At 66.3% G+C, this 14188-nt stretch carries 8 protein-coding genes and 1 pseudogene; 5 read left to right on the forward strand and 4 right to left on the reverse strand.

The genetic code is table 11. From position 1 onward, the window contains the following. Positions 1 to 21: 21 nt before the first annotated feature. The 3 genes from K8638_RS07345 to K8638_RS07355 are packed head-to-tail and all read left to right on the forward strand — an operon-like array spanning position 22 to position 2014. Positions 22 to 636, forward strand: coding sequence for an RNA polymerase sigma factor (locus K8638_RS07345; protein ID WP_223753707.1), 615 nt, complete (start codon positions 22 to 24; stop codon positions 634 to 636). After that, entirely contained in the window at positions 633 to 941 is a 309-nt protein-coding gene (locus tag K8638_RS07350) for a zf-HC2 domain-containing protein (RefSeq protein ID WP_223753708.1), read from the forward strand. The genes K8638_RS07345 and K8638_RS07350 overlap by 4 nt, the downstream gene beginning before the upstream one ends. After that, the gene (locus tag K8638_RS07355; protein WP_223753709.1) at positions 938 to 2014 is read left to right on the forward strand and encodes a radical SAM protein; all 1077 of its coding nucleotides are present in this window, start codon (positions 938 to 940) and stop codon (positions 2012 to 2014) included. The genes K8638_RS07350 and K8638_RS07355 overlap by 4 nt, the downstream gene beginning before the upstream one ends. A gap of 354 nt (positions 2015 to 2368) precedes the next feature. Here K8638_RS07355 and K8638_RS07360 read toward each other — a convergent pair whose 3' ends face one another. From K8638_RS07360 to K8638_RS07370, 3 genes are all read right to left on the reverse strand, one after another. Continuing rightward, complete coding sequence (locus tag K8638_RS07360) at positions 2369 to 2650, reverse strand: hypothetical protein (protein ID WP_223753710.1); 282 nt, start codon at positions 2648 to 2650, stop codon at positions 2369 to 2371. Next, entirely contained in the window at positions 2647 to 9423 is a 6777-nt protein-coding gene (locus tag K8638_RS07365) for an RHS repeat-associated core domain-containing protein (RefSeq protein WP_223753711.1), read from the reverse strand. Before K8638_RS07365 ends, K8638_RS07360 begins: the two co-directional genes overlap by 4 nt. Positions 9424 to 9981: 558 nt before the next feature. Beyond that, positions 9982 to 11643 carry a putative metal-binding motif-containing protein gene (locus K8638_RS07370; RefSeq protein WP_223753712.1) on the reverse strand — a complete coding sequence of 554 codons (1662 nt, stop codon included), beginning with the start codon at positions 11641 to 11643 and terminating at the stop codon, positions 9982 to 9984. A gap of 428 nt (positions 11644 to 12071) precedes the next feature. On the opposite strand from K8638_RS07370, the pseudogene K8638_RS45135 reads away from it, so the two are divergent. After that, a pseudogene (locus K8638_RS45135) lies at positions 12072 to 12184 on the forward strand (rRNA methyltransferase); the annotation flags it as partial. 163 nt (positions 12185 to 12347) lie between these two features. After that, positions 12348 to 13382, forward strand: a complete 1035-nt coding sequence (locus tag K8638_RS07375; protein ID WP_223753713.1) for an SH3 domain-containing protein — start codon at positions 12348 to 12350, stop codon at positions 13380 to 13382. A 32-nt stretch (positions 13383 to 13414) separates the two neighbouring features. Here the strand turns inward: K8638_RS07375 and K8638_RS07380 are convergent, their stop codons facing one another. Beyond that, positions 13415 to 14182 carry a DUF1003 domain-containing protein gene (locus K8638_RS07380; protein ID WP_223753714.1) on the reverse strand — a complete coding sequence of 256 codons (768 nt, stop codon included), beginning with the start codon at positions 14180 to 14182 and terminating at the stop codon, positions 13415 to 13417. Between the last annotated feature and the right edge of the window lie 6 nt (positions 14183 to 14188).

Genomic DNA, 14188 nt, shown 5'->3' on the forward strand with positions numbered 1-14188 from the left:
GCTGGTTGGGTGCGCCCCGCCATGTCCGACGAGGCCGCCAGGGAAGAGGACCGCCAGCTCCTCGCTCGCGCACAGGATGGGGATGTTTCCGCTTTCGAGGCCCTGGTGGATGCCCACCGGGACAAGGTGTACGGCCTGGCCCTGCGGATGACCCGCTCGGAGGCCGACGCGGCGGAAATCACCCAGGATACCTTCCTGTCCGCCTACCAACACCTGAAGGACTTCCGGGGCGACGCCGCCTTCGGCTCCTGGGTGCACCGCATCGCCGCCAACCATGCCCTCATGCGCCTGCGCCACCGGCGGGTGGCCCAGGCGGCCGAGCAGGAGCTCCAGGGGCCGGAGTTCACCGAGCGGGGCTCCCTGGCCGAGTACCCCCAGACGGACTGGAGCCGCGACGCCGAGGGCAAGGCCCTGGACGCCGAGCTGGGCATGGCCATCCAGCAGGCGACCGACCGGCTTCCGGAAGGGTACCGGGAGGTCTTCCTCTTGAAAGACGTGGACGGCCTCAGTTACGAACAGATTGCAGAGGTGACGGGGGACTCCATCCCCGCCATCAAGAGCCGCCTGCACCGGGCCCGGCTCGCGCTCCGTGAAGCCATCGATGATTTCTACAACCGGGATAGCCACGGGGCGTGAAACGCGACGGGGCGCTCGGCATCTTCGACAAGGACGAGGGCGCGCCGCAGTCAGCCGAGGTTCGGATGTACAACTGTAAAGATTCCATCAACCTCCTGCTGGAGTTCCTCGACGGCGAGATGTCACCCGAGGAGGCTCAGCACCTCAAGGAGCACCTGCGCGGGTGTAGCCCCTGCGTGGACTTCCTGCGCACGTACCGGGCCACGCCCGGCCTGTGCAAGAAGGCCCTGGCGGCGAAGATGCCGAAGGAAGTCTCCGAGAAGCTGACCGAGTACCTTCGCTCCAAGATCAAGTCCGCCTCGTGAACCTGAAGCAACTGTCGCTCCCCGAGCTGGAGGCGGTGCTCTCCCCGCTCGGTGCTTCTCCCACCGTCGTCCGCAAGGTGTTCGCGGCCGTCTTCGCCCACGGCGCGCGGAGCGTGGACGAGGTCGCCAGCGCCCCACAGGTGCCTCGCCGCGTGGGGGACTACCTCAAGGCCCACGCGGAGCTTCCGAGCCTCCAGGTGGTGGAGCGGCGGAAGGCCGACGACGGCTTCGTGAAGTACCTCTTCGACTCGCCCCTGGGCGGGCGCGTGGAGGCCGTCCGCATCCCCATCTTCGACGAGAAGTACGTCATCTGCGTCTCCAGCCAGGTGGGCTGTGCGCTGGCCTGCGACTTCTGCATGACGGGGAAGCTGGGGTTCAAACGGAATCTCCAGACGTGGGAGATTCTGGACCAGGTCCTCCAGGTCAGGGCGGAGGCGGACCGGCCGGTGCGGGGCGTGGTGTTCATGGGGATGGGCGAGCCGCTCCTCAACTACAAGGAGACGCTGCGCGCGGCGGACGTGCTGCGCAATCCGTCCGGGTTCTCGATTGCGGGTGACGCGATTACGTTCTCCACGGCGGGGCACGTGCCGGCGATTCGGCGGTACACGCGCGAGGGGCACCCGTACCGGCTGGCCTTCTCCGTGACGAGCGCAATTCCGGAGAAGCGGGCTCAGGTGCTGCCGATTGAGAAGACGCACCCGCTGCCGGAGCTGATTGAAGCCATCCGCGAGTACAGCACCGTGCGGCGCGAGCGGGCGATGATTGCCTACGTGGCCATCAGCGGCTTCAACCTGGGCCGGGAGGACGCGGAGGCGCTGAAGGCGGCGTTCGAGGGCATCCCCATCAAGGTGGACCTCATCGACGTGACGGACCCGACGGGGAAGTACCTGCCGCCCACGCCCGAGGAGCTGAGCGCGTTCCGGGACCACTTGCAGATTCTCAAGTCGCCGGTGGCGCGGCGGTACTCGGGCGGCAAGGAGATTGGAGCGGCGTGCGGCACGCTGGCGGCCACGCAGTACGGGGGCACGGTGGTGCCGGGGCCGGCTCGCGAGCCGTCTCTGTCCGGCACGTAGGAACGGCTCCGGGCCGGGGCGGCTGAGCCGTCAGCGCGCGGTCCACTCCCTGTGAGCGGTCCCGGGTCATTTCCCGGGAGCACCCAGGTTCCGGGGCTGCCGAGTTGGGGGCCCGGCTGGCGCACCTGCACGACCGCAGCCTCGACTCGCGTCTGCGCACCCGGCTGTGAAGGGGGAGCCAGGTGTCATGTGGCCTGGAGACATGGGGTCGTGAGGCATTCCGTGAGTTCACGGGCGACCGCTGTTTCCAGCCCGGGCGGCCAATGGTCTACCTCCTCCCTCCCTGGTACCCATTCCTGGCTCGGAGTCGGCCACCCAGTCCGCCCCTGCGCGCTGAACGGCTACCTTCTGGTGTCACGAGTTTTTCCTGTCTGGCTCGTCACACCACCGCTCTGGATACACATCTACTTGTCCCACCTCGCCAGTGATGCTGTTGACCGCGACCCGGGCAAGAACAATGGCGTTCTCAGGCCTCTCTGCCGGGACATAGAGCTCAAAAATCCTCACTTCGCCGGAGAACTGGACTCCCAAGGTCAAGTTCTGACGAATTCGATCCGGAATCGGAGGATGCCGCGCAAGTGCCTCGCGCGTAGCCGCACGTGCCTTCTCTTTTAGAGTATCCAAGTGGATTGTCATGGTAGCCAACCTGCCAAGTTGTCACCGGCCGCCGAGAACAAACGTCGCTCGCCCAGCGAGTTCAGGATTGCACTTTGGGATCCATCCATGGCCTCCAGAACCGCACGATCACCAACTGACGAGCGAAGTACATTGGTAGAGATCCCAGGATGTGTATGTGCAGACCACCTCCACCCTTTTGCTCGTAGCTGTGCCGCGATGGCTGGACTGATGGGGACGGAGTCAGCTGTACCACGCACGAGCAGGCGTCTGCCACCCGTTGTGAACATTGCGAACTCATCCCCGGTTGCAGCCGTGAGTGCCGCAAGGTCGTTGCTCCCGAACAGTCGTTTGCTGATGAGCGTTTGCGTCCCAGCATCATTCAACTGAGTGAGGACCGAGTGTTGTATCGGACTCAACTCGCCCATTCCGCGCACGATGGCTGCTGGGTTCCCTGTGGTGCTGGCCGAAATGTTCTTTGCGGTACTGAGGCGCTTCCTCAATCGACCGAACTGCTCGCCAGCGAACTCCAAGGCGCGAGTTCCCGCCTGTGCCCCCCAGCGCCACGGCCTGGTCCCCGCCAGCGCCCGGGCTCCCAGCTTCAGCCCCTGTGCGAGCGCGAACTCCCCCGCAGGCCCTGTCACCCAGAGTTCTAGCGTGAGATCCCGGCTTTCGCACGCCTCCTGGCTGCCCGCCATGCACGCGCGGTTGATGGTGGTGAACTCCCTGATGCGGCGGTCCATTGCGGGGCTGTCACCGCCACCCCAGGAGTCACGGAACGGCACCGTGGCGCCATCCTGCCCGAGGTTGGGTTGCGGCCCCGGTGAGGAGGAGGCGCTGCTGCCGGAGTCGTCCTTGTACTGGTTGGGAAGGTGGGTGCCGTCATCCACCGCCCAAGCAGGAGCCTGGGGGATGGCGCTCGCGTCGAGGACCGGGTCGCGTCGGGAGGTGCTCGGAGACGAGCCTGTGGGGAAGACGTGGGCCGTCCATCCGCCGCCGTAGTCGTAGGTGGAACTGACGTTACCGACAGGCAGACCGTCGCCCTCGGGCGTCAATCCGCTCGGGTCCGTGTACTTCAGGGGGTTGTTGAGGACGTACGCGTAGGGGTGGAAGGCCTGGCTGCGCGAGGTGTCCACGACCACTGGATCCGGACTGAGGAAGCGCGCCAGACGCGCATCGTACAGTCGGCCGCCCATGTGGGTGAGGCCGCCTTCCACCTCCTCATGGCCCGTGAAGCCCGTGCGCACCGTAGCCCTCCCAGCGGGGCGCTGCAGCAGGTTGGAGGCGCTTCGGCGCTCACCAAAGGGCTCGTACTTGATGCGCTCGACGACCGCGCCCTCCTGGCTCACCACGGTGTCGGGGCTGCCCTGCCTGTCGGACAGCAGGAACAGGGAGGAGAGTGGCGTATCCGACTTCCATGTCACCTCCGCGACGGTGCCGGTGGGACCCTGGACGCTCAGCAGGTGTGTCACCTCGCTGCCCTGGCGGCGGCGCTGATAGACACGGTCGACGAAGACGACCTCCTCGGTGCCGTCATTCACGGAGGTGCGCACCCGGGTGCCAAAGGCATCGTAGTCGTAGGTCCAGGTTCGGCCCGTAGCCACCTCGTGAATCGCCGTGGGCAGGTCGAAGGACGTGTAGTCCACGCTACGCAGGGGCGAGCCGTTACTGTTTCGCGTCCCCACCTGATTGCCGCGGGCGTCGTACTCGTAATGAAAGAGGGTGCCGTCCAGGAAGGCCGAGGCGACGGCATTGCGAGGGAAGGTGCCGACGGGCGTGGGCAAGTACGAAGCCCAGACCTGGCCGGCGCTGGTGCGCGTCTTCAGGTTGCCCGCGTCGTCATAGGTGTAGTCAACGGCGGTGGACGTGCCGCAAGTGCCCTGGGTCACCTCCCAGCGCTTGAGCCTGTCGAGCGCATCGTAGGTGAAGGACTCGGAGGCGGGGGTAGGGCCCAGCACGTCATGGCGCGCGGTGAGATTGCCGCCGGGAGAGTACTCGTAGGCCAGACGCTGCACGGGCGTCGTGCCACGTCGGGCGTCGAGGAAGCGCAGCCGCCCCAGGCTGTCATAGCGATGCGTGCGCTCCACCGCGGCGCCAAATCGCTCCCGCGTCAGCTGGCCCGCGCCGTTGTAGGCAAGGGCCGTCCAGTACGTCTCCCCGGTGTGGGCGTTGCGCAGCGCTTGGACGCCGCCCTCGGGCGCATACTCGTAGGCGACAGTGAAGCGCGGCAGGCCCGGCACCTCGGGGTACAGCAACCGCGAGGGGCGCCCGAGCGTGTCGTACTGCTGCTCCGTGGTGAAGCTCTCCTCCCCCACCATCAGGGTGGTGGTGGCCATGCGCCCCAGGCCGTCATAGGTGTAGCGTGTCTCGACAACGGGGTGAGCCGGTTGGGCCGCCTCGGAACCCACCTCGCGCCGGGCCGCCGCCAGCAGGCCCCGTGCCTTGCTGCCGGTGGTCCCCAGGTCCGCGGTATCCCAATCGAAGGTGACGCGCTCGCGGAATGCGTCCCCTGTGTGGTGGGGAGCCCGCACCACCTGCTGGGTGACGCGTCCCAGAACATCGCGCATGAAGACCGTCTTCGAGGTGTACGTCGCTGGCGGGAGCGTTTCGGGCAGCGGCTGGGCCAGCGGCCTCCACGCCCCTTCCGCCTGCCACTTCACCTCGCCGAAGGCGTTGTACGCCAGGAAGCGCTCACCCGCGGACTCGTCCGACGTCCATTCGGTGCGGCCCAGCACGTCATGTCGCTGCTGGGTGCGCGCGCCGTCCGGTGCCACCGTTGACGTCAGCCGGCCGAAGGGGCCGTACTCGTAACGGGTGGTGAGGCGTTGTCCGCCGTCGCCCACCTCGCTGCTCTCCGCCAGCAAGCCACGCCTGTCCGTCAACTGCTCGCGCCGTCGGCCGTCCGCGTCCGTTACCGAGGTGCGCACGCCCTCGGGAGTTGCCACATAGTCATACGTCGTGGCACTGCCATCCGGTTGCGTCTGCCGCACCAGCCTGTCGAGACCGTCATACAGGAAGGTGACATGGCGCGGCATCTCCTCTGCCTTCCTGGGGAGCGATTGGGTTTTCACCCGGCCCAGTTCGTCATACGTCGTGTCGACGAAGATGCGCGCGCCTCCGAAGCCGCTTCTCTCCAACTGCACCACGCGTCCATGGGCGTCATAACGGATGTGGCTGTCTCCACCGCCCTGCTCCTGCGAGTGCACCACCGGCAGCCGCTCCGCCCAGGCGTACTCCACCGACTGTCCGCCTCCGGCGGCCGTGGTCTCCCCTCGCGGACGGCCGAAGCCGTCGTACTGCATGTGCTTCCACGCGCCATTGGCATCCTCCACCGCCGCCAGCACCCCCAGGCCCGGCACGAACGCATAGCGCGCCCCGTTGCCCAGGCTGTCGTAGGTGTGACGCAGGGTGGTGGCGTCGAAGTCGTCGTAGACGTACGACTCCGCGCGCACGGCGCCCAGGCCGTCCGTGCGCACCACGCGCGTCACCAGTCCGCGTACGTCGTACTCGTATGTGGTCTTCAGGTAGAGCGCCGACGTCTTCTCGTCGGACCCCTCTCCCGCCCTGCCCGGCATCAGCTCGGTAGCGGTGACTTCGCCCCCGCTGCCATACGTCGTGTGGGACACCTGACTCAGGAGGGCAGAGGGCTGCACGCCGTCGCACGCTCCCATCGTCGTGCGCGCACACTCCACCCAGCCCGTCCGCGTCACCCAGGTGCCACGAGGCAACCACAGGGTGATGTCGAACAGGGGCCCATCCCCCTCGAGCGGCTCTACCGTCTTTCTCACCTCCTCCACCTTGGTGCCGGTGAAGAGGCGCGAGAAGGTCGCGGTGACGACGCCGTCCGCGTTCCGGGTCTGTCCCGTCTCCCTGTCCGAGAGCGTGACAGTCTGACCGTCCGGGCGGCTCTCTGTCACCACCTCGCGAGTGCTGGAAACGTACTGTTGGTAGCTGCCCGGGCGCTCAGAAGACGTGGCTGGTGTTCTCGGCGTCTCCCGGTAGGTCCACGTCACCTCGCGCTTGCGCACGGTGCCGTTCCCCGCCTGCACCGTCTCCACCTGAGACGTCGGTCGATGCGCCCGTGCCGCCCAGGATTGTCCCTGCTTGCCCGCCTCGGAGAAGACGAGGTAGTTGCCATTGTCCCTTCCTTCCTCGTCGTGGTGTTCGTTGTTGAAGCGAGTGACCGTCGTGGCATTCGTCAGAGCGTCCGTCACGGTGCGCTCCGCGAAGCCCAGCCATCCCCGGCCGTGCACGTCCACGCGCCCATCCTTGTAGGAGTACGTCCACGCGCGCTGCGACAGGCCGTCATCAAGGCGCTTGACGACGAGCATCGTCTCCGAGGCGCGTCGCAAGTGCTGCAGCGCTGCATCGAAGCTCTCAACGAAGCGCGTCGTGTAGACCGACGGGTCCGCGAGCGGTGCATAGGTGAAGCGGACCTCTGGCCCCGTCCTGCCCTGCGCGTCAGGGAGTTGCGTGCCCGGCCTCACGGACCGAAGTACGTCGAGCCTGTTTTTCCGGAAGGCCACGTGCAGCAGGTTGCCCTTCCGGTGTGTCACGTCCAGCATCCCGTCATTGTCGACGTCCGCCACCTGTACCCAGGCCGGGTCACTGCCAGCGGGCACATCCAGCTCCTCCACGCGTGAGAAGGTGCCCTCCGCATCCGCCAGCAGGACGCGCATGGGCATGTCCGGCGTTACCAGCAGTACGTCCTGACGACCATCCCCGTTGAAGTCACCGCTGCGCACCTCGCTGCCTATCCGCGTGTACGGGTTGAGCCAGGTGAAGCGCTGCACCTGGGCGGGCAGGAAGGAACTCTCACCCACCGCTCGCCCCTCCTGGGTCGCATCCTCCTTGAGGCCCGAGTTCACCTGGAAGTCCAGGCGGGTTGCGTTCTGCTCGTAATCATACCCGAAGGTCACCGCATCGCTGAGCCCGTCTCCATTCACATCCGCGAAGAAGAATTCGTGCGGGTGAGTAATCAGCGACAGGCTCGACTGCGTGTGCCAGAAGGGGCGCTGAATGCTGGTCTTCACCGGCACCAGCGCGTGCCCCCGGTAGCCATCATATGCGGACCAGAGTTCGTACCGGTACGCGTAGAGGGGAGGCTGCTCGACGATCGGTGTTCCGGGCGCTGGCGGGGGTAGGCGTGCCTCGCCAACGACCGCCATCTTCCCGTCGCCATACAGGTCGACGACTCGGGCGCCGAACTTGGTTTCGGTCAGGCCGGGACTCACTGTCAGGTGCGTTCTGGGGGTGATGAGATGGAGCTCGCGCCCACCGCCCGGCGTGGCGAGGTTGTATGCGAAGTCGTTCAGGTGGTCCCCGTCCATGTCCAGCCACAGGGCCATCTTGGAGACTGTTCCGATGTTGATACTCCGGTTCGGAAGGCCCCGGATGGCTCCAATGAACAGGTGGGTCCAACCTGTCAGCTGCTCTGGAGTTGCGTACGCGATGCAAGACAATGCTGCCAGCGACGACTTCCCGTAGCCGTCCCAGTCCACCACCTGCGGGTGGTAGTCGCGCCACTCCATTGCCTGGCAGTTGGGGTGGTCCTCGTCCCAGATGGAGGTTCCGCTGCTGACGTGGTAGGTGCTCTCGAAGATGCCTCCTGGCCTGAAGGTCAGGAGCCGGTGCCAATACTGGCGCCAGAACTCGCACGGCACGGGCTGGTTCGGGTCGCACGCGTCTTCGGCGGCACTGGTGTGTGTGAAGAACGAGAGCCCGGTGCGGCCGGCACCGAGACCGAAGGCGTGCACTCCCACACCCGATCGAGCGTCGAAGAGTTCCGTCACGGGCTTGTCGATGAATTCCCAACTCCCCAGCTCCCAGTCGAAACGTACTGGCGGCTTGCATACAGCGTGAATGTCGCACTCCTGCACAGAGGACAGGAGGCTGCGTCCACTCACGCTCGTGTTGATGTACGAGAGGAGGTAGCGCCGCAGGACAGCTGTCGTCTTCGAGAGCCCCGTGCCATACGCAGGGCCAGACATGACTATCTGCGACAGACGGTGGGCGCGCCCGATGCGCGCTCCCTTCTGGTAACCCAGGAACGTGTCAGGACGCACCTCGTAGATGAAGTTCACGGAGCGTTGAGCCGCCATGCCCGAACCCCACATGTCATCCCGCACAAGGCGCGTGTAAGTGATCCGCGCCGGCCGATGCCAGGAACTGTATCCGTCCTCCAGGGGCGAGGACTCATAGAAGACGTCCATCCGGTTATTCCAACTGTCGCGCACGCTGGAGAGGCGCCAGGCAAGCACCGTCTGTTCGTAGGTCGGGTACTTGCGAGCACGCCAGATGGCATCCTCGCGTGTCCCGTCCTGTCCGTACGTGAGGATGCGACCGTCCGGTGTGCGTACCTCGAAGCCCGACGGTGTCGAGCGCACCTGGGTGTGGGAGTCCACCTCGAGGCGGTACTCCCCTGTCGCTACCGGCACCAGGCGCATGCCGTCCAGGCACAAGGGCGTGGCAGGGTGGGCGTTGATTCCGTCCTGCGCGGTCGTCTGCGGGCAGCCAGCAATTTGGGACAGGCCCGTCAATTGGAAGCCCACGCCCAGCCAGCCGTCCCCACCTCGGCTGTTGTAGGCAAGGGAGAGGCTCGGCTGGAGGCCTCCGCGCCCAGGCGGTACCCATAGAGGGAGCACCACGGAGGCGGCTCCATCCGCTGTCACGTCCGTTTGAACAGGGGTGGTGCCCGCCGCCAAGCTTTCGGCGGGTGCGGAGGGTAGCAGCGTTTCGGATGGCACCGACAGCATGGGAGAAGTCGCGTCGAGCGCGCCGAGACTGCGACCCATCTCATTTCCGCCTGGTTCCTCTTCGGCGTGTGTCATTACGCCGCTGGGGCCACAACTCACGAGCTGCATCCAGTACACCAGGGCCATTATTCCCGCAGGCCACCTGCGCCGGGCCTTTCTCATGTCCGAGCAAAGAGAACTATTCAAGAGCGACACTGATGCGTACCTCATGAGAGAGATTTGAAAAGAAAGGAGGAGGGGGCGTGTGCTCCCAGCGAGGGTCCGCCTCGTACCCCCCATGGCACTGCCGTCCGCTTCTCGTTGCCCCCACCGGTGCACTCCATGTGGTTGCACCCGGGGGCAGTTGTCGTTCCACGCGACGCAGAGGCAATTGCCTGCGGCGCCACGCGGGCTGTCATCGGACTGCGACAGACAAATCTGGTTCGCTGCGCCGTTACATTGCGCCGACACCACCGGGGTGCCATTGGCCATGCCGGCCCCTGAATCGACGGCAAGCCATGTGTCCCCACTGCCCTCCGTCCGCATGGAGCGACCAGCGCTGGCCGGTGCCTCCGTGACAGTCCCTCAGCAGGAATGGGCGTGCCGTCGACCAGGCCGTCATTGCTGACGTTCAGGCACTTGATCGCGCCCCCCCGCAGTTACGCCAACTGGTTCGCCACACGCCACGGCGGCACGGCATACAGCCTCTTCGTCCACCTGCCCGTCGCAGTCATTGTCCTGGCCGTCGCACACGTCGGACAGCCCTGGCCCTACGTCCGCTGCCGCGTCGTCGCAGTCCCCTGTTGCCAGCGACGAGCCCGGGGGACGCGAGCATGCGCGTTGAGACTCCCAGGAGGCACCATGACCGTCACCATCCCGATCGGCGAAGAAGGTGCGCCATGCCAGGGGGTTCATCGAGTCATCCACGACGCCGGTACAGTCCTCGTCAATGCCGTTGCCGCAGATTTCGGAGACCGGCTCTCCCGGGATGCAGACGCCGTATTCCCCCCACTCGCAGCGCTCGACGGGTGGCTTGCCATCCCTGGTCTCCTCCAGCCAGCAGAGTTCAGCGCATACGGGGGCGGTGCGTGCGCAAGCGCCTGTTCCGCAATGAAGGGGGGGAGGATCGTCGACCTGGTTGTTACAGTCGTTGTCGACTCGGTCGCACGTTTCGGCTGTGGGGAGGCCGGGCTTACACGGTTGTTCTGCCCCATCGATACAGGCGGGAACACTGGTGGTGCATGCACCCACTCCGCATGTCTTCATCACGCCCGGTTTCACAGCCGCGTCGCTGTCATTGCAATCCTGGTTGTTGGGGGCCTGACCCGCAGGGGGGCTGCAGCCAAGGCCCAATGCGGAGCCTTTGCCGTAGCCATCGCCGTCTCCGTCTCGGTAGAACGTCAGGAGAGCGCCGTCATCCACGGCACCGTTGCAATTGTCGTCAATGGAGTTGCAGGTCTCGGACTTGGGCGTGCCAGGAATGCACTGGTTGGGTCCCCACTCGCAGACTGTTCTTGGTGGCTTGCCGTCTTGCGTCTCTTCCTCCCAGCAGATGTTCGTGCATGCAGGGACCACGCGTACGCAGGCACCCACACCGCATTGAAGATCCGCGAGTTCGTCGATTTGCCCGTTGCAGTTGTTGTCACGATTGTCGCACACCTCGGACGTGGGAGTTCCCGGTACGCACGGTTGCTCAATGCCGTTGATGCAGGCAGAGATGCTGGTGGTGCAGTCTCCAATCCCACATGTCTTCATTGCGCCCGGCTTCACTGCTGCGTTGAGGTCGTTGCAGTCGGAAGCATTCGTGACGAAGCCGGCGGGCTGGCTGCAGGCGTCCGTCGAGAACGCGGCATTTCCGTAGCCGTCGGCGTCCGCGTCCCTGTAGTAGCGGACCCACTGCCACAAGGACGCGTCGTTGTCGTTGCAGTCGTCCTTGTTGTAGACATAGCCGATCGGTGCAGCGCAGCCCTTCTTGGCTGCCCCAGCGCCCTTGCCGTCTCCGTCTGCATCCAGGTAGTAGGTGCGCTGAAGGCCTTCGTCGGTCAGTCCATCGCAGTCGTTATCGCGCCCGTCGCACACCTCCAGGATGCAGCCATCCTCTGGCGGTGGCTCGCAGCCGTTGCATACCTGAGGATCCGGTTCTCCCTCCCCTCCCGCATCGTCAAGCAATGCGACCGTGCCAGCTGAGAACGCCAGTGGCGCTGCCACGACGGCTATCAAGATCAGCCAGGGACGGGCTCGATGCCATGGACGCATCGCGACGTTCTTGTTGTGAGGCATAGGAGGCTTTCGTGCTGATGGGGCGACATGCGCCGAGATGCGGGTAAATGCTCATCCCAGAGTGTCGAACTCATCGAAGTGGCCCGCGCGACCGGCTCCGGAGCGAGCGTCCACGGTCGGCATGATGACTTGGAACTTGCTTAGGCGGCGCAGGTGGTCAGGTTGGGAAAGGCGGATGAACCAGTTGGAATGGATGAGAGACTGACGTGTGCAACGGTTGGGCCGTCTGCCGTCGTGCTGTCCAGAGAGGCTGCGAACATTCAACAGTCCGCGCGGCGTCTACGCGTTTGGATGGGAGTCCAACTTTGCGGATGGCGCCCATGCTGTCCGACTGTCCGACCATGGGCGCGGCATCACAGGTTTTTGTGCGCGTCCACGAGCCTTCCTGAGAGGCGTGTGCTAGGGTGGGTTGGTGTGTGTTGTGCGGGCGGGCGATGATTGCCTGCGTGGCCATCAGCGGCTTCAACTTGGGGCGCGAGGACGCGGAGGCGCTGAAGGCGGCGTTCGGGGCATCCCCATCAAGGTGGGCCTCATCGACGTGAACTAGGGTGATGCCGGGGCCCGAGCCTGTCCCGTAGTCCGCCTCCGCGACGCCCGGTCCAACAGACGGATGGTGTCTCCCTGACTCCGGGTGTGAGCTGGGTTCCGCACGCGCCTTGGGGGCGCGTGGACGCGAGGTCCGCGCCTCGCCAGGGGGACACACCATGTCGAAAGTCGGGGGACCGAAGTTCCCGTACATTCCGCCTCCTCCACCTCCGCCGGCGAAGTCCGCGCCACCCGCGGCCAGCCCGTTGCTCCGCCACTCGCGCGGTCCGGGGGGCATGGAAGTGCACGTCAGCACCTTCGAGCCACCCCGGAAGGCGCCCTCCCACCTCCTGGGCGCCTTCGGCGACGTGCCCGACAAGGAGGTGCGGAACCTGGGGGAGGTGAACTCGGGGCTGGAGCAGGAGGCGCCGCCTGACAACCAGCCCTGGGTGGTGCGTGTGACGCCGACCGCGTCCGGGGGCAACGACGCGCTCAACCTTCGCTCCGACGCGGGAACGGGCAACGGCATCGTCACCACGCTGGAGGTCGGCACGGAACTGGAGGTGACGGGCCAGAAGTACATCCAGAACGACGAGGGCCGGCTGGAGCTCTGGTACCAGGTGCAAACGGAGGACGGCCAGACGGGGTACGTCCGCGCGGGCCGCTTCGAGACGGTGAGCGGCGTGGCGGCCTTCGAGCCGTACGTGCTCGCTGATGGGCGCGACGGCAGCTCCGACTCCGCGATGAAGCACGCCAGCGGCCTGGTGGGCGGCGGGACGGAATACGGGGAGCCCGCGGACGGCGGACCGCCGCGATGCCTGGGCTTCGTCAACGACTGCTTCGGCATCACCCAGGCCGCGGACCGCTGCCCGGAGATGTACAACCCCTCGCCCTACGACGAGAGCGCGTGGGGCGCCTTCCAGAAGCTGAGTGACAGTGGCCTCATCCTGAACGAGCGGCCCATTCCCGAGGGGGCCATCGTCTTCTTCGAGCCTTCCGAGCAGAACGAGGGCTACGGCCACGCGGCCATCGTCACGGGAGAGATGGCACCGGACGGGACTCCCTACGTGCTCACGTCCGGGTGGGAGGGCTCGCCGGAGGTGAAGCGGATGTCGCTCGCGGAGCTGGAGGCGGAGACGGGCGCCGTCGTGGGCTACACCACGCCGGAAGTGGCCTTCACGGAGGGCACCTACGGCGGCGGCTCACAGTCCTGATCCTCGCACGCGGGGCCGGGCCCCTTCACGGCTCAGCCCCGCGGCTCGTGCGGCCTTTCGCGGGCGAGCCGCTCGGTGAGCATCTCGAGCTGGAGTTGCTGGAGTTCCAGCATGCGCTCCCACTGCATGTGCATCAGGTGGTCGAGCTTCTCGTGCAGGGTGGCCACCTCGATTTCCGCCTTGAGGTTGACGCGGTAGTCCTGGTCCGCCTGGCGCCTGTCGCGGAGGGCCTGGCGGTTCTGCGACATCATGATGATGGGGGCCTGCAGCGCCGCCACGCACGACAGCACCAGGTTGAGGAGGATGAAGGGATACGGGTCGAAGGGGCGCGCTCCGAGCCAGTGCGAATTGAGGAGGACCCAACCCAGGAGCATGGAGAGCCCGCCCAGCACGAAGCTCCAGGAGCCACCGACTCGGGCCACCGCGTCCGCGGCCCGCTGGCCGAAGGTGAGGGTGCGCGCGAACTCCCGCTCCAGGTCCTCCGCGACGGTGGAGTGCAGGGCGGCGCGCCGTGCCACGTCCGCTTCCACGGCGGTGAGCTGGCCGCGCTCCTCCTCCAGCCGGGCGGTGACGAGGGCCAGGCGCTCGGTGTCGCGGCAGCTCCGGCAGATGAGGGCGCCGGGGGCACCGGCATCCGGGTGGCGCTGGATGATGAAGTGGGACAGCTCGACGCGGATGGCATCGATGCGCAAGCGCTCGCGGACCGGACGCACTCGGTGGCACACGCTGCACGTGAAGGTGGGCGGGTGGCCGTGGTGGTGATTCCGTCCCGTATGCCCGCCTCCGGTGTTCGTCGTCATGGGTTC

The sequence above is a fragment of the Myxococcus sp. RHSTA-1-4 genome, from assembly GCF_020037125.1.
Lineage (GTDB): Bacteria > Myxococcota > Myxococcia > Myxococcales > Myxococcaceae > Myxococcus.